Here is an 18,762-nt window from a genome sequence, read left to right as displayed (position 1 = left end):
AGGCTGGCCCATGGCGCCAATGCGTGCGAAAAACAGCCGCGGTTCAACGTTCGCGCATGAAGAATCCGGCAACGAACTTGCGGAAGGTTTCCGGGCTTTTGAAATCGGCGTAGCGCTTGAAGTTTTCCGCGTCCGGCTCGGGGCCCAGCGGTTGTTCCAGTAGCGATATCGACAATACCCGGTCCTGATCCGAGGTCATGACCAACTCGTCTGCCACCTCGCCACCAATCACCGGCCGGCGCATCTGCACTTTCACACCCTTGCTGGCCATCCAGTCGACCAACGACACCAACGCCTTGAGCGGCTCACGCTCTTCGTCGCGGTACACGGGGAACAGGTGGGCGCGGGACAGCACGGGCACGCTGGCCACATGGATCAGCTCGTAGTAGTGGCTGCCGGCGCTGGTCGGCGAATAAAGCGTCAGCGCCAGCAGCGGTCCGCCGGTGCGGCTGCCGCCCCAGTACAAGTGATGCCCCTGGAAGTCGAAACCGTCTTCGTTGCGGTTGTTGAACAGCTTGCGCCCCTTGATCTGATCGACGCAGTCAAGCAACAGGCCGTGCCGGCGGTGGTTGCCGAACACCTTGGCTTCACGCAACCGAGCCTTGAGCATCATCATGTGCTTCATGTCCAGGCGGGTTTCCAGGTAGTTGCTGGCCGGCACCCGCTCCAGCAGCGGGTAGCGGCTTGCCACGCTGCGCAGTTCGGCAAACTGCCCGGTCAGGTCCTTCTTCAGGTGCGTGACATACAGGTTCAGGCCACTGGTCTCGATCCAGGTCAGCAACAGCGCCAGCAGGCGCTGCTGTGCGCGTCGCTCGCTGCCTTCGCCACCCTCGCCAGCGCCGCCGGCACGGAAGTCGCCAATCAGGCGCAGGGGCGTATCGGGTGGCAGCCAGGCGGCGGGTGGCGCGGGGTTGTTTTCGCGCTCGGCGGCTTCGCGCTCGTCTTTGCTGAAGGGGCAACCGGGCGCATGCTCGGCGGTACCCGGGTTGTTCTTCAGGAACAACGTGCCGGTGTTGCCATTGAGCGTGACATTGAGCACCGGCAAGGCGTCGTTACGGCAATCGCAGGCCAGCCACTGGTTGGCATTGCGCACCTTCATCAGTAGCTGATTGGCCTGCAGCAGGCGCGGGCCGCCCAGGGTGCCTGTGGCAAAGCCGACCAGCAGCTCTTCTTCGGCAGGGGTCAGGCTGCGCACCTGGGTGGCGGTTTTGTCGATGATTCGCATGAAGCAGCTCCAAGCTACGAGCCTCAAGCTTCAAGCAAAGCGCTGCCGCTTTCAACTCGCCGCTCAGTTACGCCGAACATGTCCCCGGGTGCGGGCGCGGCTTTCGTCGGCGCTCAGTCTTGGGTTGGGCTGCCATGTCGATGCGCCTGGGCAAGGGGCACCGGTGCGGTGCCCTGTTGCCTGGAATCGGTCATGCAGGCGCAAAAGCGAGCGGTCAGAAGATGTAGTCCGTGGTCAGGAAGCTGGACTGGCGATTGCGAATGATGTCGCTGATCAGTTCCTTGTTGGCTTCCTGGAAGCGCGTGGCCACCAACGTACGGATCGAGAATACGCGCAAGGCGTCATGCACCGACAAGGTGCCTTCGGCGCTGTTCTTGCGGCCGTTGAACGGGTAGGTGTCAGGGCCACGCTGGCATTGCGCGTTGATGTTGATGCGCCCGACCTGGTTGGCGAATATATCGACCAGGCTGCCGATGGTCTGCGGGTCGTTGCCGAACAGGCTCAGTTGCTGGCCGTAGTCAGAGTCCAGCACATAGTCGATCACCGTTTGCAGGTCGCGGTAGGGCACCACCGGTACCAGCGGGCCGAACTGCTCTTCGTGGTACACACGCATGCTGTGGTTGACCGGGTACAACAGCGCCGGGTAGAAGAACGAGCCGCGGCTGTGGCCGCCGCCTTCGTTGAGCACCTGGGCACCCTTGGCCCTGGCATCGGCGACCAGGCCATCGAGGTAGTCGACTTTGCCGGGCTCGGGCAGGGGTGTCAGGGCCACGCCAGGTTCCCACGGCATGCCGGGCTTGAGCGCGGCCAGCTTGCGCTGGAACTTGTCGAGGAAGGCCTCGACCACGTCCTCGTGCACAAACAGGATCTTCAGGGCCGTGCAGCGCTGCCCGTTGAATGACAACGCCCCGGTCACCGCTTCTTCGACCGCGTTGTCGAGGTCGACCTGCGGCAGCACGATGCCAGGGTTCTTGGCATCCAGGCCCAGGGCCGCGCGCAAGCGGTGCGGGCGTGGGTGCAGTTTTTTCAAATCGCTGGCAGCCTTGTGCGTGCCGATGAAGGCGAACACGTCGACCTTGCCACTGGCCATCAGTGCGCTGACCGTTTCGCGGCCGCGCCCGTAAATGACGTTGATCACCCCAGGGGGGAAGCTGTCGCGGAACGCTTCGAGCAGCGGGCGGATCAGCAGCACGCCGAACTTGGCCGGTTTGAACACCACGGTGTTACCCATGATCAGCGCCGGGATCAGCGTGGTGAAGGTTTCGTTCAGCGGGTAGTTGTAGGGGCCCATGCACAGCGCCACGCCAAGCGGGGCGCGGCGAATCTGGCCCAGCGTGCCTTGTTCCAGTTCGAAGCGGCTGGAACGGCGGTCGAGGTCTTTGAGGGCATTGATCGTATCGACGATGTAGTCGCAGGTACGGTCGAATTCCTTTTCCGAGTCCTTGAGGTTCTTGCCGATCTCCCACATCAGCAACTTGACCACCGCCTGGCGCTGTTCGCGCATACGGGCGAGGAAGGTCTCGACGTGCTGAATACGCTCGGCCACCCGCATGTTCGGCCAGGCGCCGCGGCCCTTGTCGTAGGCCTGCACGGCGGCATCGAGGGCGGTGAGGGCGGTATCCGCATCGAGCAAGGGGGCGCTGCCCAGTATGACCTGCTGCTCCTCGTCACCCTGCTTGAGCCACACTGGGCTGCGCACCGTGGCCAGCGGGCCGTCCCAGGTTCGCAGTTGCCCGTTGACCAGGTATTCGCGTTGTTCCATTGGGCCCCCCAGGCGCCAGGTTTCCGGGATGCTATCAGCGGTGGGGAAGAGTGAATCGAGCAGACGGTCCATGGTTACTGCACCTCACATTTACAGGGCGGATTTCAAGCCAGGTGAATCGCTTCAGCACTGAGCATGCACCGGCGCCGGGAAAAACACCAGTGTGGTACACCCCTGAGCGCAGCGCCTGGCTGATCGACCAGGCGCCGCTTGTTGCCTAAAGCTGCTGGGTGAACAGTTCGTGCGCCGGGGGTCTCGACCCTGCTTGGTTCAGTTCCGGATCGGCCTCGAGCACGGCCAGCCGTCGCCAGAACTCCACACGTGCTTGCTGCGGTTGCGACAGGAATGGCTCCATGTCCAGCAAAGCTCTGAGGTCACGGCGGTACGGCAGTGGCAGGCGCTGCCACAGCGCCGCTTCGTCGGGGCCAGTCTCCTCAAAGAAATCCAGATAGTCGCTTTCGCTGACCAGCAGGTCGACCTGGTGCGCGGCATTGTAGGCGTCGATCTGAGCGCGCAGGGGCGCGCCCAGCCACTCGCTTTCAAGGCGCAAGGCATCGGCGACGGGCCGGGGGACAGCGAAGTTTGCGGGCAGGTGCTGAAACTGGTTGGAGGCCAGGTCCAGCACGAACGGTTCGCTGATCTGGTCCAGGCCTTGCGGCAGCTCGACGAGGCTGCAACCGGTTAGGAACAGGGTTTTCAGTTGCGCAAGATTACGCAGGTCCGGTGCGCTGATCAGCGGGTTGTCCGACAGGTCCAGCTGCACCAGCCGCGTGTAGCGATCCAGTGTTTGCTGGGCATTGGCATCCCAGGTAATCCGGTTGCTGTCCAGGTCCAGCCAGTGCAGTTGCCACGGCTGGGGCAGGCGCGGTACACGGTCGAAGCGGCAATCCGACAGCATCAGGCGCCTGAGGTTGGGGAAGCGCTGCGTGAACGCTGCCGGCAAGTGGCTCAACTCGTTGTTATAAGTGAGCGAAAGGTGCTCGACATGGGCGAAATCATCCGGCAACGCCAGGCTCGCAAGGTCCTCGTCGTTCAGCCCCAGGCCGGAAAGCTCGAGGCTATACATGCGCCCCGTGGCGGCAAACGGCAGGGTTGAAAGGCGCCGCCAGGCGTTGACCAAAGGGCGTACCGCTGGCTGGCGCTGCGCTGCGCGCGCAGGGTCTGCCTGCACCCAGCGTTGCAGGTCGGCACGCAGGTCCTGCAGGCGCTGGTGCAGATCGCGCAGGCGTTGGGTGGTCGAGCTCAGGTCGTCGGCGAGTGGCTCCTCCTCTCCATGGCCCAGCCAGGCCTGGATTTCGGCATCGCTGGCATTGGGGTAGATCCGCCGATAAGCGCCTTCTACCGAGCCGGTTTGCCGGGGCTGAGGCGCAAGCGGCGCCAGCGGGCGACCGCCGCGCAAGCCAGCCGTTGGCCTGGGCCGCACGGCCCGCGGGCCCCATAGGCGCTGTGGCAGGGTCTGCCGGTGTTCGGCAACCCAGCCCAGCAGGTGCTGGCGTAAGGCATTGCCGTCGGCTGCCGTACCCAGGGATTGCCGGGCATGCGCTGGCAGCGCCTGCGCCACTGCACGGCAAAGGTCCCGATCCCGTTTTGCCGGGGCAGGCCGCTGACCCAGGTCTGCTTCGTAGCCTTCTGCCGACTTGATTACCCGGCTTTGCAGGCTGGCGTGCTCAGTGCCAACCCGTGCCAGCAGCGGCCCTTGAGGGCTTACCGCGCGCAGTTGCAGGCCCAGGTCGCGGGGCCAGCCTGGCAGAGCGTCGAGTGCACTGAACACCAACCGTTCACTGTCGTCGCTGGCAAATGCCGGTTGCACCACACCCTCGAGGGCACGGACCAGCGGCAATTCACTGTCCAGCTGTTGCAGCTGCATGCCAAACCACGCAGGGAGCTTGCCATGCGCTTGCCAGACAGCGGTGTCGGCGGCGTTCAAACGCATCAGCATGCGCCGGGCCAGGGGGGACGTTAGCCTTGGGTAGGTGTCGAGTAGCTGCTGCACCGCTGGCGCTACCGCGCCATTGCCCTCGTACAGTTGCTGGAACAGCCCTGGCGGTGCGCTGTCGCCAAGGGCCTGCACCGCGGCTTGCGCATTCAGGCGTTGCAGGGTGTCGAGCAGCAGCGGGGGCGGTGGCAGCCCTTCGACATGCACCTGGCGCAGCTGCTCGTTGTCGATGCCGCAGATGCGGCCGGCTTGTTCGACCTGCGCTGGGGTGAAGGCGGCGTAGGCCTCGCCCAGGCGGCGTACGCTTGTCTCTAACGACCAGTCGCCGGGTTGCTCGTGCTCACCGCGCCAGGCGCCTTGAGTGTTGTGCTCCAGTGGCGGCTGCCAGGCTTCGGCTGCTTGTGGATGAACGATGCGCCATTGTTGCCGGGCGTCATCGAAGCGTTGTTCGTAGAGGTGGCGGTCCATCCGGATGAACAGGCGCCCCTCATGCAGGTACTGGCCCTGGGCATTGGCATGCACGTCGGCCGGAAGTTGCACGTCACTGCGGTAAGGTGCCAGGTCCTGGTTCCAAAGCCGGTAGCGGCCATCATCGCTGCGCACCTCCTGCAAGTTGTTCATCAAAGGGCTGCCGAACAGTTTGGGCAGCACCTGGCCCGCCGCCACGAAGCCACCGAGCAGGGCCAGGTTAAGGCCGATAGCCTCGAGGTGTCGCAGGGCCAGCTGGCGGTCGCCTGCTTGCCAGTCCTCGTAGCCTTCCACCACTTCCCCCAGCAGCTGGCAGGCGGTCACTGCCAGCATCAAGGTGCCGACACCGGGCACGAAGAATGCGGCGGCATTGAGCGCGTCCCAGCCCAGGTTTTCCCACGCTTCGAGCCGCCTGGCCCTGGCGCTGGCGTCCGCGGCTGCGGTGGGCACCGCAAGCAGGCTGGCTTCATGCTTGAGGCGCAGCAGATACTGGTCATGGCAGTAGCCGAACGGTTCGCGCGTGATCGCCTGGCGGGTCAGGCGCAGGTCAGCCTGCGCTGCGCGTGGCCATGGGCGGTCGAAGGCGGTATTGCCGGCCGCATCCAGGTTCTGCTGCAGCACGTCGAAGAAGTGCGCCTGTTCATCCTGCTGGATATAGGCGGCGAATGCCTGACGTTCAGCGGGTTCCACAAGCAGGGTTGCCAGTGTGGCGTGCACCGCCGCCAGGTCACTGCACAGGTACAGGGCCGGTTCGTGGCCCGGCATATGCAGTACCAGCCCGTGCGCGCCGGCATCGATCAGCATGACCTCGTGCAGGGGGATGCCAAACAGCGCCAGCTGCCAACATTGCACGGGGTGACCTTGTAGCAGCCGCTGCACTTCGTCCCGCGAGGCCCCGTCCAGCTGGTGCCGCAGGTAGGCCAGGTCGGCGGCCAGGCGCAAGCGTGCTTGTTGTAAACGCACAGCCAGTGCCCGGGTTTCGGGCCGGGCCAGGTGCTGGTCCAGGTGGGTCTGGTAGGCGCCGCCCAGGTCCAGCTCCCGGCACAGCGCCGCGAATGCCTGGGGGGCCAGAGGCAGGGGCTTCACCTGGTAGCGCTCGGACCGCAGGGTGAAGTGTGCTGCGGGCGTTTGCATGCCAATCGGTACCGTGCCGGGTACTTCAACTGCAAAAACCTGGATATCACCACTTCTGGCGATGGCACTCTCGGGTGTGAACGTTTCATCATCGGCGAAGTTCTGCAGGGCAGTCTGGAGCAGGTTATCGCGACGATGGCTGGAAAGATGGCACAGCCCAAGCCAATGCCAATCGTGCTCGACCCGCAATAGTTGAGTATCGAGCAAGGGCGTATCCAGCCCGTGTTCTGCCAGGCGGCCGTGTAGCAGCGGTTCGGCAAACTCACTGATCTGCTTGAGCCCATTGAGCGCCTTTGCCAACGCCGCTTGCGCATGCAGCAACTGGTTATGGCTGGCGAAAACCGCCTCGCGCAGGTCGGGTGCGGCATTGTTGAACTCGTCCTGCAACTGCCACGGGTCAAGTTGACTGGCCTGTAGAAAGCCCCATTGCCCAGGGGTGGCACGACGCGCCCAATGCGGCAGTTGTGCCGCGAGCAGGGCGTGGTGGGGATTGTTGCCTATCATGATGATGCACCTCTTTATGCAAAGAAGGCATCAAACGCCAGTTATCGATAGCGAAGTGGTAACAGGTTACCGTGATGTCGGCACGCTTATAGCAATTTATTGCCAATAAACGCAGTGGCGGCAGGAAATTTGGCGCCAGAATAATTCAGACAAATACCAGCCAAGTGCCACTTGCCAAAGTGATTTGGGCCACCTTAAATTGTTACTGAATGTGAAGTTTATTTACGGTGTCACCGTTCAATATCAATGCGTTAAGTGTTTTTCGCTGTTTATCTGTTGTTCCGATACACCCCTGGCACTTCAATGGACGTGGAAGCAGAAATGAAAGCGACCTTGACCGCAGCGGCGCGGAAACTCATATCGCCCTCCACCCGTTACGAAATCAGACAGTTGGGTAGCCAAGTGCGTGAGGTCATGGCGCGCGCCTGTTTGTGGCGCTGGGAAGTTGCCAGGTTTCGGCTGCAACAGGAAAGCCCTTACGAGATCCTTTACATCGGCCGCAAGCACCAACGGGAAATGGCCAAGCTGCTGATTGGCGGCAAGGGGCAGGGCAGTGCAGCGATCGTGGAAAGCGCCAGTGCCAGCGCACCTGCCGACCATGTAGTGCTGATCAGCGAAATGCCCACTACCGGCGCGCTGTCGGTGCCGCACTATCTGAGCGCCGTGGTGCCACTGGGGCGCCCCCTGGAAGACATCACCGCGCGTTACGACAGTGAATTGCGGCGTAGCATTCGCAAGAACCGCCCGCTTTATCAGATGCGTCAGGCACTTGCCGATGACGAGATTGCCATGGCCGACCGTGAGCTGTTGCGGCCGTACGCGACTGCCAGGCAAGGCATTCATGCGGCGCAGTTTCCCACCGACGAAGTGTTCCGCATTGCCCAGAGTGTCGGGCGGCTCGACCTGATCACCTGCGGCGATGAGGTTATCGGCTGCCACCTTGGCTGCGAAGTGGTGCGCGATGGCAAGCGTTACTGGAGCACCTTGCGCTTCGGCTATTGCGAAGCGGTGTTTTCAGATGCCAAGAAGTTGCGCGAAGTGAACTCGATCACCACCTTCATGGCCTTGGAATGGGCACTGGAACACGGCTTCGATTATTACGACATCGGCCTGTGCCTGGCGCGCCCGGACGACGGCTTGCTGAAGTGGAAGCGGCGGCGTGGGGGCGACATCGATTCGTTGGGCAACCATGCTTACCTGTTCGTGCGGCTGCCGAAGACCGGCGCGGCGAAGTTTCTCTGGGACACGCCCATGTTTGCCATGGAAGGCGACAAACTGACCCTGCACCTGGGCCTGCCAGCAGGCCCCAGCGATGAGGAAGTTGCCAGCCGCTACCATGAGATGGTGTTCGGCGGCCTGCACAAGATCTACCTCTACGGCGACAACGCCATTGGCGAACCCTTCGTGCAAGCTCTGCGCAACCGCTACGCCAACCAGCAGTCTCCCCCCATCATGCAGCGCGTAGTGTGCAGTTGAAGGGGCGCAAGGATGCGTTGAGTCATCACTTTGCGCCTTGCGCTGAACCTTCGTCATCAAGGGGGGACGCTTCATGAGAAGCGACATCTCGCAGTTCAATGCTTCGCCGGCCGCTGCGCAACGCAGCTGGACCCTCGCTGCCTACCGCTACATCGCCCGCAAACGGTTGGGCAGAACCCCGCCGATCGACGTCAAAAGCCTTGCCAGCAAAAGTTGGGACATCGCCCCGGGCGAGACCACGGTGGCGCCACCGGCCATTTACCTGCCGGGGCAGTTGGAGCGGGTGACTGGATGGGAAGGCAAGCGGTTCTACCCCTACGTGCACCCGGCGCGCACCATGGAGGGTGGCATCAGTGCGTTGCAAGGGCCGACCCGTGGCTACCTGATCAAGGATGTCTGGCTGGTCGACGGGGCGTTGTACAAAGGTAAGGCCAGCCACTGGTTGTCGCAGAAGCCGAACACTTTCCCGCGCATTGTGGTGGACCATGAAATCGACCGCGCTGCCATCTACTGCACGCAGAATGGCAACTCGTGGTTCGGCACCTGGCTGATGGAGGATTGCCCCACGTATGCGCTGGCCTGCAACGAGGGTGTGCCGGTGACTACGGCACCGTCGGCCAGGTACCCGTTGTTCACCCAGGCGCCGGCCTACGAAGCCTGGTTGGACATGCAGCCGCTGCGCCTGCGCAGCGCGTTTTTCCGGGAGCTGGTGCTGTTCGACGATCAGAGCAACAACCGCAGCCGGCATGCCCGCTACCGTGCCATGGGCGACAAGCTGTTGGCGCATGTCGCCCATGCGCCGCACCCGGGTGTGTTCCTGCTGCGCGGCGGTGATGGTGACCTGCGCCTGCTGCGCAACGAGCTGGCGCTTGCCGAGCACCTGCGGGTTACTCGGGGTTTTCGCATCGTCAACCCGCTCAAGTCGGATGTGCCGAGCATCATCGCCGCCTGCGCCGGGGCCAAGGTGGTGATTGGCGTGGAGGGTAGCCAACTGGTGCATGGCGTTAATGTGCTGCAGCCCGGCGGCTGCCTGCTGACGCTGCAGCCGCCGAACCGCTTCGTCAGCTACTACAAGTACCTGACCGACCGTGATCATCAGCACTTCGGCTTCGTGGTCGGTCTGCCGGAGGGCGACGGGTTCAGGGTCGATATCGGTGAAGTGGAACGCACCCTGGACCTGTTCCCGCAATAACTGTGTAGTATCCAGGCACACGGCAACTGGGGATGGCAATGATCGAGGTATCACGGTTCTGGCGCGACCCTGCGCTACCCTTTGTCGAGGCCCGCAAGGTAGGTGACGGGCGCCAGGTGTGCTACGCCGCGCACTCCCACGAAAGTTTTTCCATTGGGGTGATCACCGGTGGGCGTAGCACTTACCTCAATGGCGATCAGCGCCATGAGGTTGCGGCGGGCACTACCGTCCTGATGAACCCTGGGGTCGTGCATACCTGCAACCCGATTGCAGGGGAGCCGTGGTCCTACCTGATGCTGTTCGTCGACTGGCCGTGGCTGCAAGCGCTGGGGTTCACCTTGCCGGTGCAGCCACTCAGCACCTCTGCCGTGCTGTACCAGCGGCTGTTGCAGGTTTTTGCCGAGCTGTTCGATGCCACTGTACCGGACCGCGAGGCGCGCCTGGTCGCGCTGTTCCGCGAATTGCCCGCCCTGCTGCAGGGCAGTGCGCAGGTCGCCGAAGTGCGTAACCCACGGCTGGAGGCCGCAGCCGCGTTCATCCGTGCCCATCGCTGCGATGCACTGCGGCTTGAGGATATCTGTGCTGCCTGTGGCCTTTCGCGTTCCTACCTGATCCGGGCGTTTGGCCAGCACTTCGGGCTGACCCCCCACGGCTATCTGCTTGACCAGCGCGTGCAACTGGCGCGGGCGCAGCTGCGCCAAGGGCGGGCTATCGCCGAGGTGGCACAAGCAGTCGGTTTCGCCGACCAGGCGCACTTGCAGCGCGCCTTCAAGCAGCACCTGGCGGCAACACCGGGGCATTACCGCAATGCTGGCGCCCGCGCGTGCACGCCTGCATAGGCCAGCGTCTGCCGCCAAAGGCGGGCCGGGCCGGCCTCAGATCACCAGGTAAAGCGCACTGCCGCACAGCAGCACGGCCAACCCTCGGTTGAGCAGGCGCATATGCCGCGGGTTGCCCAGGTACTGGCGGATAACGCTCCCAGCCCAGGCCCAGCACGCTACCGAAACGAAACAGATTGGCCCGTAGATCCAGGTGAACAGCCACAGCAGATGCTGCTCGCCGCTCGTGTAGGCGCCAACCCCGGCCACCGCTGCCAACCAGGCCTTGGGGTTGAGCCACTGCATGGCGGCGCCATGCCAGGCCGACGGTGCCTGCTCGGAGTGTGTGCTGCCCAGCTCGCCGCTGTCACTGGCCAGTTTCCATGCCATGTACAGCAGGAACGCCACACCGCCCCAGTGCAACAGCAGGCCCAGCACCGGCCAGCGCACCAGCAGTTGGTGAAGGCCCAGGCCGACCAGCACCAGCAACACACAGAAGCCCAGCGTGGCGCCGGTCACATGGCCCAGGCTGGCCCGCAGGCCATGGCGGGCACCGCTGCCGAGCGCGACGATATTGACCGGACCGGGGGAGATGGAAGCCGCCAGTGCGAAGGCGGCCATGGAGAGGGACAAGCTCATGAAGGAGATCCATTTTGTTGTGAGGCGGCTATGCTGGCCGGTCGCGGGGTGGGGTGTATTGAACAAAAGTACCCGCACCAGGCGACCCGTCGAAATGTGCGCCCAGCGGCCGGCCTCATTCCGCCCGCCGGCCTGTTACAGGTTTTGTAATAGTTTTACGCTGTCGGACAATCCTGATGTCCTTGTAGCATCATTCTCCCTAATTGTTATCAAGGTCCATATGAGCACCTTCGCGGAGCCCCCCAGTTCGTGGCCGTCCTGGCCAAACCTTCCCCGTCCTCGTGACGCTGCCCTCGTGAGTACCCGCTAATGGAATGGCTAGCCGATCCTACGGCCTGGCTAGGCCTGTTGACGCTTATCGTCCTCGAGCTGGTGCTGGGTATCGACAACCTGGTGTTCATCGCCATCCTGGCGGACAAGCTGCCCCCGCAGCAACGCGACCGTGCCCGGGTCATTGGCTTGAGCCTGGCGCTGATCATGCGTCTGGGCCTGCTGGCCAGCATTTCCTGGATGGTCACCCTCACGGCACCGCTGTTCGAGGTGTTCGGCAAGAGCTTCTCTGGCCGTGACCTGATCATGCTGTTCGGTGGTGTGTTCCTGTTGTTCAAGGCCACCATGGAGTTGCATGAACGCCTTGAAGGGCATGTGACCCAAGCCAGCGGCACACTGCGTCATGCTGCGTTCTGGCCCATCGTTGCGCAAATCGTGGTGCTGGATGCGGTGTTCTCGCTGGACGCCGTGATCACTGCGGTAGGGATGGTCGAGCATCTGTCGGTGATGATGATCGCGGTGATCTTCTCGATCGGCATCATGATCGTTGCCAGTAAGCCGCTGACCCGCTTCGTCAATGCCCACCCCACGGTAATCATGCTGTGCCTGGGCTTCCTGATGATGATCGGTTTCAGCCTGACCGCCGAAGGCCTGGGCTTCCACATACCCAAAGGCTATCTGTACGCGGCCATTGGCTTCTCGATCCTGATCGAACTGTTCAACCAGCTGGCCCGTGCCCGGCGCAAGCGCAGCCTGCAGCAGCATAAGCCGCTACGTGAGCGCACTGCGCATGCCGTGCTGCGCCTGCTGGGCGGCCGTCGCGTCGAAGCTGACGAGGTGGGCGAGGAAATCGCCGACCTGGTCGAGGGTGGCGAAGCACAGGTGCTGTTCGACCGGCGCGAGCGGGTGATGATCAGCGGCGTGCTGAACCTGGCCGAGCGGCCGATTCGCACGGTGATGACCGCGCGTACCGAGGTCGACGTGATTGACCTGGCGCAGCCGCCCGAGGCCATTGCCCAGGCCCTGGCCAACTCGCCGTATTCGCGCCTGCCGCTGATACGCGGCGGCCGAATCGACGAGCCTTTGGGCTTCGTGCACAAGAAAGAGCTGCTCAAGGAGCTGCTGTCGGGTAACCAGCCCGACTTGGAAGGCATGGCCCGGGTACCGCTGAACCTGCTGGAAAGCTTCAGTATCCTCAACGCCCTGGAGCAGATGCGCGACCAGTCCACGCACATTGCCTTCGTGGTCAACGAGTTCGGTGACTTCACTGGCCTGCTGACCATGACCGACATCCTGGAGTCGATTGCTGGCGAACTGCCGGATGCCAGCGAAGTTGACGGCCCTGGCATCGTGCAGGAAGGTGAGGGTTTCGTGGTCAGTGGTGCCTTGAACCTCAGCCAGGTGCAGGCGCGTACCGGCTTCAGCGCCCGGGCCACCGAGGACTATCAGACCCTCGCCGGGCTGGTGATGAGCCTGCTCGACCGCCTGCCAATGGTGGGTGATCAGCTGCGTTGCAATGGCTGGACGCTGACCGTGGAGGCGATCGAAGAACGGCGGGTAAGGCAGGTGCGCCTTACACCGAACGGCGACGTTGACGCAGCAGGTGCTTGAAACCTTCGAGCACCAGCACAAGCACGGCGGCCCAGATCGGCAGGTATGTCAACCACTGGTCTGGGCCGATGGTTTCGCCCAGCAGCAACGCCACGCCCACCAGCAGCACGGGTTCGACGTAGCTGAGCAGGCCGAACAGGCTGAACGGCAGCAAGCGGCTGGCCAGCACGTAGGCGATCAGGGCGCAGGCGCTGATCGCCCCCAGCAGCGGAATCAGTGCGTACAACCCTGGGTGCGCCTGCAGGTCGGCGCTGGAAAGCGGCCCCTGGATCACGAAATACAGCGCCCACGGCAGCAGCAGGCACATGTCGCACCACAGGCCACCGAGGTGGTCGGTGCCGCAGCGCCGGCGCAGTACGAAGTAGACGGGGTAACCGGTCACCACCACCAGGGTTTCCCAGGCGAAACTGCCATGCTGGTAGATTTCGTGGCCCACACCCAGTGCGGCGCTGGCCACGGCCACGGCCTGCAGGCGTGACAGGCGCTCGCCATACACCAGTCGCCCGGTCAGGACCATGGCCAGTGGCAGCAGGAAGTAGCCCATCGACACTTCCAGGCTGCGCCCGTGCAGGGGCGCCCACAGGAACAGCCACAATTGCACCCCCATCAGCCACGAAGTGCCGAGCATGCCGAGCAGTAGCACCGGCGTGCGGCGCACTCGCCCCAGCAATTGGCCGACGCGTTTCCAGTCTTTGGAAACCAGCATGAACAAGGTCAGGCAGGGCAGGGTCAGCAGCGTGCGCCAGCCGAATATCTCTTCGCCATCGAGTGGCCTGAGCAACGAAGTATAGAAGTACATCACGGCGAACATGCAGGACGCCACGACGGATGAAACAATGCCTTTTGACACGAATGCCTCGAATACAGGAGTGGAGCGGTTAGGTCAGCCGCCGATGATCTCAGGGGGCGCGGCTTGCGGCAACCGCGAGGCGCCCGGGCGGGTGGCCAGCGCTTCGAGAAACTGATCTGCAGGCATGGGCCTGGCGAACAGGTAGCCTTGCTGATAGTCCACGCCATGGCGAGCCAGGTAATCGCGCTGCGTTTCGGTTTCCACACCTTCGGCGACAATGCCCAGGCCCAGTTTGGCTGACAGTTCGATGATGGTTTCCAGGATATGCACCGACAGCGCATCGGCACCGATCATGGCCACGAAGCGCTGGTCAATCTTCAGGTAATCGACCTTGAACTGAAGCAGGTAGTTGAGGCTGGACTGGCCGGTACCAAAATCGTCGAGTGCGATCTTCACCCCCATGTCATCGAGCTTCTCGAACAGTTCAAGCGCCACGGGGGTGGGTTCGATGAGCTTGCGCTCGGTCAGCTCCAAGGTCAGTACTACCCGGCCTGGGGGGAAGTGCTGCAGGAACGTCCGGCAGTCCTCCAGCAAGGTCAGGTCGCGGCAGTGGTCGGCCGTGATGTTGATGCCCACGTGGAAGCCGTCCTCCAGCAACGTCGCATAGGGCGCCAGCGCTTGCGCAGTGTGCATCATCAGTGCCCGGGTCATGGCCACGATCTGCCCGCTGTGCTCCGCATAGGGGATGAACAGGTCGGGGCGTACCAGCCCCTCTTGAGGGTGGTTCCAGCGCATCAACACTTCGACGCCGGCCCAGCGGTAATCTCCCTTGCGCACCACCGGCTGGAAGTACGGCAGGAATTCGTCGGCCTCCAGCGCCCGCCTCAGCTCGGCGCGGGGTGAGTTGGCACGGCGCACCTGCCAGTGGCATACCAGGCCGGCGACCACGCCCAGGACCAGCAGCATGCCGAGCAGGGCCGGGTAATGGCTGCGCCACAGCCGGCTTTGCTCGGCGGCGCTGTACCCGCCCTGTACGCTTAGCGGATAACGCGTGGAGGCCAGCAGCACATTGGCGTGGTCAGCGACCGGTGGCTGGCCATGGTGCACGATGCCGTCCTTGCCCATCCAGGCGTCGCCGACGCGAATGTACAACGCTTCGTCGGCGCCTATCAAACGCAGCGCCGTCAGCAGGTGATCGCCGTCGACCGTGCTGATTGCGCCGTGGTCCCCTTGGCTGGCCCTGTACACCAACAGTGGGTGGCCGGGGGTGACCGAGTTGCCATCCATCAGCCACAGTTTGCCATCGACATAGTCAGCGGAGTTGACTGGCTCATCGAATGCGCCGAACAGCGACGTGCAATAAATGCTGTTGTGCCTGAACAGGTTGGTGGAGCGCACGAAGGCGTTGCGCGTGACCTGGGTACGCAGCAGCAACTGGGCTTGCTCGCAGGGAACGTCGGTGTGCGCCAGCAAGCTGTCGGCGGCGCTCGACAGGTTGTCAAGGATATGTTCGATATGGCCGAGCACGTGCCGCGTGGTGGCGTGGCTGCTGGCCTGCATTTCCCGTTCGATCTGCCAGCTCATGATCGCCAGGCCGCTCACTACCGGCACCATGCCGACCACCAGCGGTAGCAGGGTGCGCCAACTGAAGACGCTGCGGTGTTTGGCTGTAAGGGGCATGCTGGGTGGCTACGTTGAAGGGCTACGCTGAAGGGTCAACAGAGCATAGCCGTTAGTCGGGCAGAGGCCTTAACAAAAACGCGACAAAGGGATTTACGCAATGTAGAATCGGTTTACGAATAAAACAATAAGGTCCTTCAGTGCCGAAGGATCAAGCCCGCCGAGAATGGGTCCATATGACATACCATGGGTTCAAGCTGATCATAGGTGACTTCCTCGCCCGTAGCGTGCGAGGGATCCCGTGCTCCCCGCCATTTCTGTTCCGCATCCCACGCAATCATTAATTTTTAGCTGCAGATGAGGACACGAACATGGCAGATATCTTTGAAAATCCAATGGGCCTGATGGGCTTCGAATTCATCGAACTGGCGGCCCCGGCCCCAGGCGTGCTGGAGCCGGTATTCCAGATGCTGGGCTTCACCAAGGTCGCGACTCACCGTTCCAAGAATGTGCACCTGTATCGGCAGGGTGGCATAAACCTGATTCTGAACAACGAACCTAAAAGCATCGCGTCGTATTTTGCCGCGGAACATGGCCCATCGGTATGTGGCATGGCCTTCCGTGTGCGCAATGCCCATGAGGCTTATGCCCGTGCGCTGGAACTGGGCGCGCAGCCGGTAGAAATCGAAACCGGCCCGATGGAACTGCGCCTGCCGGCGATCAAGGGCATTGGCGGTGCGCCACTGTACTTGATCGACCGTTTCGAGGAAGGTAGCTCGATCTACGACATCGACTTCAACTTCATCGAGGGTGTCGACCGCCACCCGGTCGGTGCCGGCCTCAAGATCATCGACCACCTCACCCACAACGTCTACCGTGGGCGCATGGCCTACTGGGCGGGCTTCTACGAGAAGCTGTTCAACTTCCGTGAAATTCGCTACTTCGACATCAAGGGTGAGTACACCGGCCTGACCTCCAAGGCGATGACCGCCCCGGATGGCATGATCCGCATTCCGCTCAACGAAGAGTCGTCCAAGGGCGCCGGGCAGATCGAGGAGTTCCTGATGCAGTTCAACGGTGAGGGCATCCAGCATGTTGCCTTCCTGACCGATGACCTGCTCAAGACCTGGGACGCGCTGAAGGGGTTCGGCATGCGCTTCATGACGGCGCCGCCACAAACCTATTACGAAATGCTCGAAGAGCGCCTGCCCGGCCATGGCGAGCCGGTTGATCAGTTGCAGGCGCGGGGTATCCTGCTCGACGGCGCCTCGCAGCCGGAAGACAAGCGCCTGCTGCTACAGATCTTCTCGGAAACCCTGCTCGGGCCGGTGTTCTTCGAGTTCATCCAGCGTAAAGGCGACGACGGCTTTGGTGAAGGTAACTTCAAGGCCCTGTTCGAATCCATCGAGCGTGATCAGGTGCGTCGCGGCGTGCTGAGCACCGACTGATACGCTGGTGGTAGCGCCGCCGTCATGTCCCTTCGGCGGCGCGGCCACGCCTGTTGGCGCGCCCTTTCATCAGCGCCAGGAAAACCACCGAGGCGGTCAGAACCCCCACCAGCATCAGGGAGGGCAGGGTCTGGCGCATCGACTGGCGAATCTCCCGCGCGGTGAAGCCTTCGGCATAGCCGCCTACGACCCGGTATCCATATTTCTGCGAAAGCATGCTGGTCGAAAACTCGTCCTGCGAGGGGCGGGCGCCGGCGCGGCTGTCGCCGCCACTCCACAGGTAGCGGTCGTCGAATTCCAGCAGCAGCGTCAACCCGTCCTGGAAAGCGTCCAGCTCGCTGCGAAGCTGCGAGGCATATGCCGTGACGATGACCCCCTGGTTATTGTCGGCCGTATACAGGTTTACCAGCAGTTTGCGGCGGGTGTCGGCGAGCCCATAGGAAATCTCGACCTGGCGGCCAGATGTGGCAAATGCGGTCAAATCCTCCAGCGGGTCCGGCGTAGTACTGCAATAGGCCTGCTCGTCCTTTACCAGCGTGAGTGACCTGAGCATGGACAGGCTGGTGACTTGATCCTGCAAAGTGTTCATGGCGCTCGCACAAGGCTGCCCGGCCAGCGGTAGTGAACGCAACGCAGTTTCCTGCATGCGGTTGAATGCCTGATCGACACTGTAAACCGCTTCCTTCACGGAAATAGTCGCGTTTTCCGCAAGTTTCGTTTGCAGTTGCAGGATCATCACCAGCAACCCGGAAACCACGGGCACCAGCCCCACCACGATGAGCAACAGCAACTCCAGCATGCTACGCCCGGCGTTGACGATGTACGACATAGACCTATTGCGCTCCGCTGCAACGCTGTTCCAGTTGAACAGCCGAGCCCAAAGCCTAGGTTTTCAACGCTCGTACGGCTGTAGGCCGAAGAAAGCGTGCGTGACAGTAATTGCGCAAACCTGCGTAAGCGTTATCTGCCTGCCAGCTGGGCCAGCACCTTGTCGGCCAGCAACGCTGTTGAGGCTGGGTTCTGCCCGGTGATCAGCCGGTCATCGGCCACCACGAAAGGTTGCCAAGGATCGTCATGTTTGCTGTAACGACCGCCACGGGCGCGCAGCTCGTTCTCCGTCAGGAACGGTACTACCTTGTCCAGCTCGACCAGTTTCTCTTCCGTGTTGGAAAAACCCGTCACCTGACGGTCTTTCAAAAGCAGGCTGTTGTCGCTCAGCTTGACGTTGAGCAAGCCGACCACGCCATGGCACACCGCCGCCACCACGCCGCCGTTCTCGTATATTTGGCGCGCCAGCGCCTGGAGCGGCTGGTTGTCGGGAAAGTCGTACATTACGCCATGCCCGCCGGTGTAATAGATGGCGCTGTACTCGCCGACGACTACTTGCCCAGGGCTCAGCGTGCGGCCCAGGCGTGTCATGAAAGACTTGTTGTCATACCACTGCCAGTCCAGGTCCGGTGCCATCTGCAGACTATGTGGGTCAACCGGGACATAACCGCCCAGAGGGCTGACATAATCGAGGCTATAGCCGGCATCTTCGGCCTTGGCGGCAAAGTGCACGGCTTCACCCAGCCATAGCCCTGTCGCCCGCTTCAGAGCCGGGTACTTGGCGGTGTTGGTTAGCACTACCAGCATTTTTTTGCTCATGACCATACTCCCGTGGGCAGCCAGGGTGGGCCGACGCTCCCTGGCCCGAGGGAAAACCTAATGAGCATAGCTGCCACCTTGAAGTCCGCCATGGTGGGCAGTACGTGCTGTGCTAACTTCAATAGCATTACCCAGAGCCCCTTGGCTATGCTGGAGCCATGACATTGGTCGCCAAAAAATCATCACTTGGCCTTGAGCCACAGATCAGCCTTCATCCGCCTG

At 62.6% G+C, this 18,762-nt stretch carries 13 protein-coding genes; 5 read left to right on the top strand and 8 right to left on the bottom strand.

What is annotated here, in order from left to right:
* Nucleotides 1-43: 43 nt before the first annotated feature.
* From GEV39_RS13375 to GEV39_RS13365, 3 genes are all read right to left on the bottom strand, one after another.
* Nucleotides 44-1,225, bottom strand: coding sequence for a DUF8534 domain-containing protein (locus GEV39_RS13375; RefSeq protein ID WP_173889632.1), 1,182 nt, complete (start codon nucleotides 1,223-1,225; stop codon nucleotides 44-46).
* A gap of 214 nt (nucleotides 1,226-1,439) precedes the next feature.
* Nucleotides 1,440-3,059 carry an NADP-dependent glyceraldehyde-3-phosphate dehydrogenase gene (locus GEV39_RS13370; RefSeq protein WP_173889630.1) on the bottom strand — a complete coding sequence of 540 codons (1,620 nt, stop codon included), beginning with the start codon at nucleotides 3,057-3,059 and terminating at the stop codon, nucleotides 1,440-1,442.
* A gap of 145 nt (nucleotides 3,060-3,204) precedes the next feature.
* Nucleotides 3,205-7,029 (bottom strand): dermonecrotic toxin domain-containing protein, encoded by a 3,825-nt coding sequence (locus GEV39_RS13365; protein ID WP_173889628.1) that lies wholly within the window; start codon nucleotides 7,027-7,029, stop codon nucleotides 3,205-3,207.
* A gap of 321 nt (nucleotides 7,030-7,350) precedes the next feature.
* On the opposite strand from GEV39_RS13365, the gene GEV39_RS13360 reads away from it, so the two are divergent.
* From GEV39_RS13360 to GEV39_RS13350, 3 genes are all read left to right on the top strand, one after another.
* Nucleotides 7,351-8,505, top strand: a complete 1,155-nt coding sequence (locus GEV39_RS13360) for a GNAT family N-acetyltransferase (protein ID WP_173889626.1) — start codon at nucleotides 7,351-7,353, stop codon at nucleotides 8,503-8,505.
* A 73-nt stretch (nucleotides 8,506-8,578) separates the two neighbouring features.
* Nucleotides 8,579-9,697: a glycosyltransferase 61 family protein gene (locus tag GEV39_RS13355; protein ID WP_173889624.1), complete on the top strand. Its 1,119-nt coding sequence runs from the start codon at nucleotides 8,579-8,581 to the stop codon at nucleotides 9,695-9,697.
* A gap of 38 nt (nucleotides 9,698-9,735) precedes the next feature.
* Nucleotides 9,736-10,536: a helix-turn-helix transcriptional regulator gene (locus GEV39_RS13350; RefSeq protein ID WP_173889622.1), complete on the top strand. Its 801-nt coding sequence runs from the start codon at nucleotides 9,736-9,738 to the stop codon at nucleotides 10,534-10,536.
* A 36-nt stretch (nucleotides 10,537-10,572) separates the two neighbouring features.
* Here the strand turns inward: GEV39_RS13350 and GEV39_RS13345 are convergent, their stop codons facing one another.
* Nucleotides 10,573-11,154, bottom strand: a complete 582-nt coding sequence (locus GEV39_RS13345) for a LysE family translocator (protein WP_173889620.1) — start codon at nucleotides 11,152-11,154, stop codon at nucleotides 10,573-10,575.
* A 309-nt stretch (nucleotides 11,155-11,463) separates the two neighbouring features.
* Here GEV39_RS13345 and GEV39_RS13340 point away from each other — a divergent pair, with 309 nt between their 5' ends.
* Entirely contained in the window at nucleotides 11,464-13,035 is a 1,572-nt protein-coding gene (locus GEV39_RS13340; protein ID WP_173889618.1) for a TerC family protein, read from the top strand.
* On the opposite strand, the gene rarD is transcribed toward GEV39_RS13340, so the two are convergent.
* Both rarD and GEV39_RS13330 read right to left on the bottom strand, forming a co-directional pair.
* Complete coding sequence (rarD, locus tag GEV39_RS13335) at nucleotides 12,998-13,885, bottom strand: EamA family transporter RarD (protein WP_173889616.1); 888 nt, start codon at nucleotides 13,883-13,885, stop codon at nucleotides 12,998-13,000. The two genes, GEV39_RS13340 and rarD, sit on opposite strands and share 38 nt — an antisense overlap.
* A gap of 33 nt (nucleotides 13,886-13,918) precedes the next feature.
* Nucleotides 13,919-15,505, bottom strand: a complete 1,587-nt coding sequence (locus tag GEV39_RS13330) for an EAL domain-containing protein (RefSeq protein WP_173889614.1) — start codon at nucleotides 15,503-15,505, stop codon at nucleotides 13,919-13,921.
* 311 nt (nucleotides 15,506-15,816) lie between these two features.
* Between GEV39_RS13330 and hppD the strand changes: the two genes are divergently transcribed.
* The gene (hppD, locus tag GEV39_RS13325) at nucleotides 15,817-16,893 is read left to right on the top strand and encodes a 4-hydroxyphenylpyruvate dioxygenase (RefSeq protein ID WP_173889612.1); all 1,077 of its coding nucleotides are present in this window, start codon (nucleotides 15,817-15,819) and stop codon (nucleotides 16,891-16,893) included.
* 22 nt (nucleotides 16,894-16,915) lie between these two features.
* On the opposite strand, the gene GEV39_RS13320 is transcribed toward hppD, so the two are convergent.
* Nucleotides 16,916-17,722, bottom strand: a complete 807-nt coding sequence (locus tag GEV39_RS13320) for a CSS-motif domain-containing protein (RefSeq protein WP_173889610.1) — start codon at nucleotides 17,720-17,722, stop codon at nucleotides 16,916-16,918.
* Between the two features lie 131 nt (nucleotides 17,723-17,853).
* Nucleotides 17,854-18,540 (bottom strand): type 1 glutamine amidotransferase domain-containing protein, encoded by a 687-nt coding sequence (locus tag GEV39_RS13315; RefSeq protein ID WP_173889608.1) that lies wholly within the window; start codon nucleotides 18,538-18,540, stop codon nucleotides 17,854-17,856.
* Nucleotides 18,541-18,762 lie beyond the last annotated feature (222 nt).

This window comes from Pseudomonas sp. NY5710, assembly GCF_013305665.1.
Classification (GTDB): domain Bacteria; phylum Pseudomonadota; class Gammaproteobacteria; order Pseudomonadales; family Pseudomonadaceae; genus Aquipseudomonas; species Aquipseudomonas juntendi.
Note: the sequence above shows the minus strand (reverse complement) of the source record. Positions and strands in the feature narration are given on the sequence as shown.

Excerpts from the sequence above, each read along its gene's own strand:
- GEV39_RS13375 (WP_173889632.1), bottom strand. The coding sequence starts at position 1,225 with ATGCGAATCATCGACAAAACCGCCACCCAGGTGCGCAGCCTGACCCCT.
- GEV39_RS13370 (WP_173889630.1), bottom strand. The coding sequence starts at position 3,059 with ATGGACCGTCTGCTCGATTCACTCTTCCCCACCGCTGATAGCATCCCG.
- GEV39_RS13365 (WP_173889628.1), bottom strand. The coding sequence starts at position 7,029 with ATGATAGGCAACAATCCCCACCACGCCCTGCTCGCGGCACAACTGCCG.
- GEV39_RS13360 (WP_173889626.1), top strand. The coding sequence starts at position 7,351 with ATGAAAGCGACCTTGACCGCAGCGGCGCGGAAACTCATATCGCCCTCC.
- GEV39_RS13355 (WP_173889624.1), top strand. The coding sequence starts at position 8,579 with ATGAGAAGCGACATCTCGCAGTTCAATGCTTCGCCGGCCGCTGCGCAA.
- GEV39_RS13350 (WP_173889622.1), top strand. The coding sequence starts at position 9,736 with ATGATCGAGGTATCACGGTTCTGGCGCGACCCTGCGCTACCCTTTGTC.
- GEV39_RS13345 (WP_173889620.1), bottom strand. The coding sequence starts at position 11,154 with ATGAGCTTGTCCCTCTCCATGGCCGCCTTCGCACTGGCGGCTTCCATC.
- GEV39_RS13340 (WP_173889618.1), top strand. The coding sequence starts at position 11,464 with ATGGAATGGCTAGCCGATCCTACGGCCTGGCTAGGCCTGTTGACGCTT.
- GEV39_RS13330 (WP_173889614.1), bottom strand. The coding sequence starts at position 15,505 with ATGCCCCTTACAGCCAAACACCGCAGCGTCTTCAGTTGGCGCACCCTG.
- hppD (WP_173889612.1), top strand. The coding sequence starts at position 15,817 with ATGGCAGATATCTTTGAAAATCCAATGGGCCTGATGGGCTTCGAATTC.
- GEV39_RS13320 (WP_173889610.1), bottom strand. The coding sequence starts at position 17,722 with ATGTCGTACATCGTCAACGCCGGGCGTAGCATGCTGGAGTTGCTGTTG.
- GEV39_RS13315 (WP_173889608.1), bottom strand. The coding sequence starts at position 18,540 with ATGAGCAAAAAAATGCTGGTAGTGCTAACCAACACCGCCAAGTACCCG.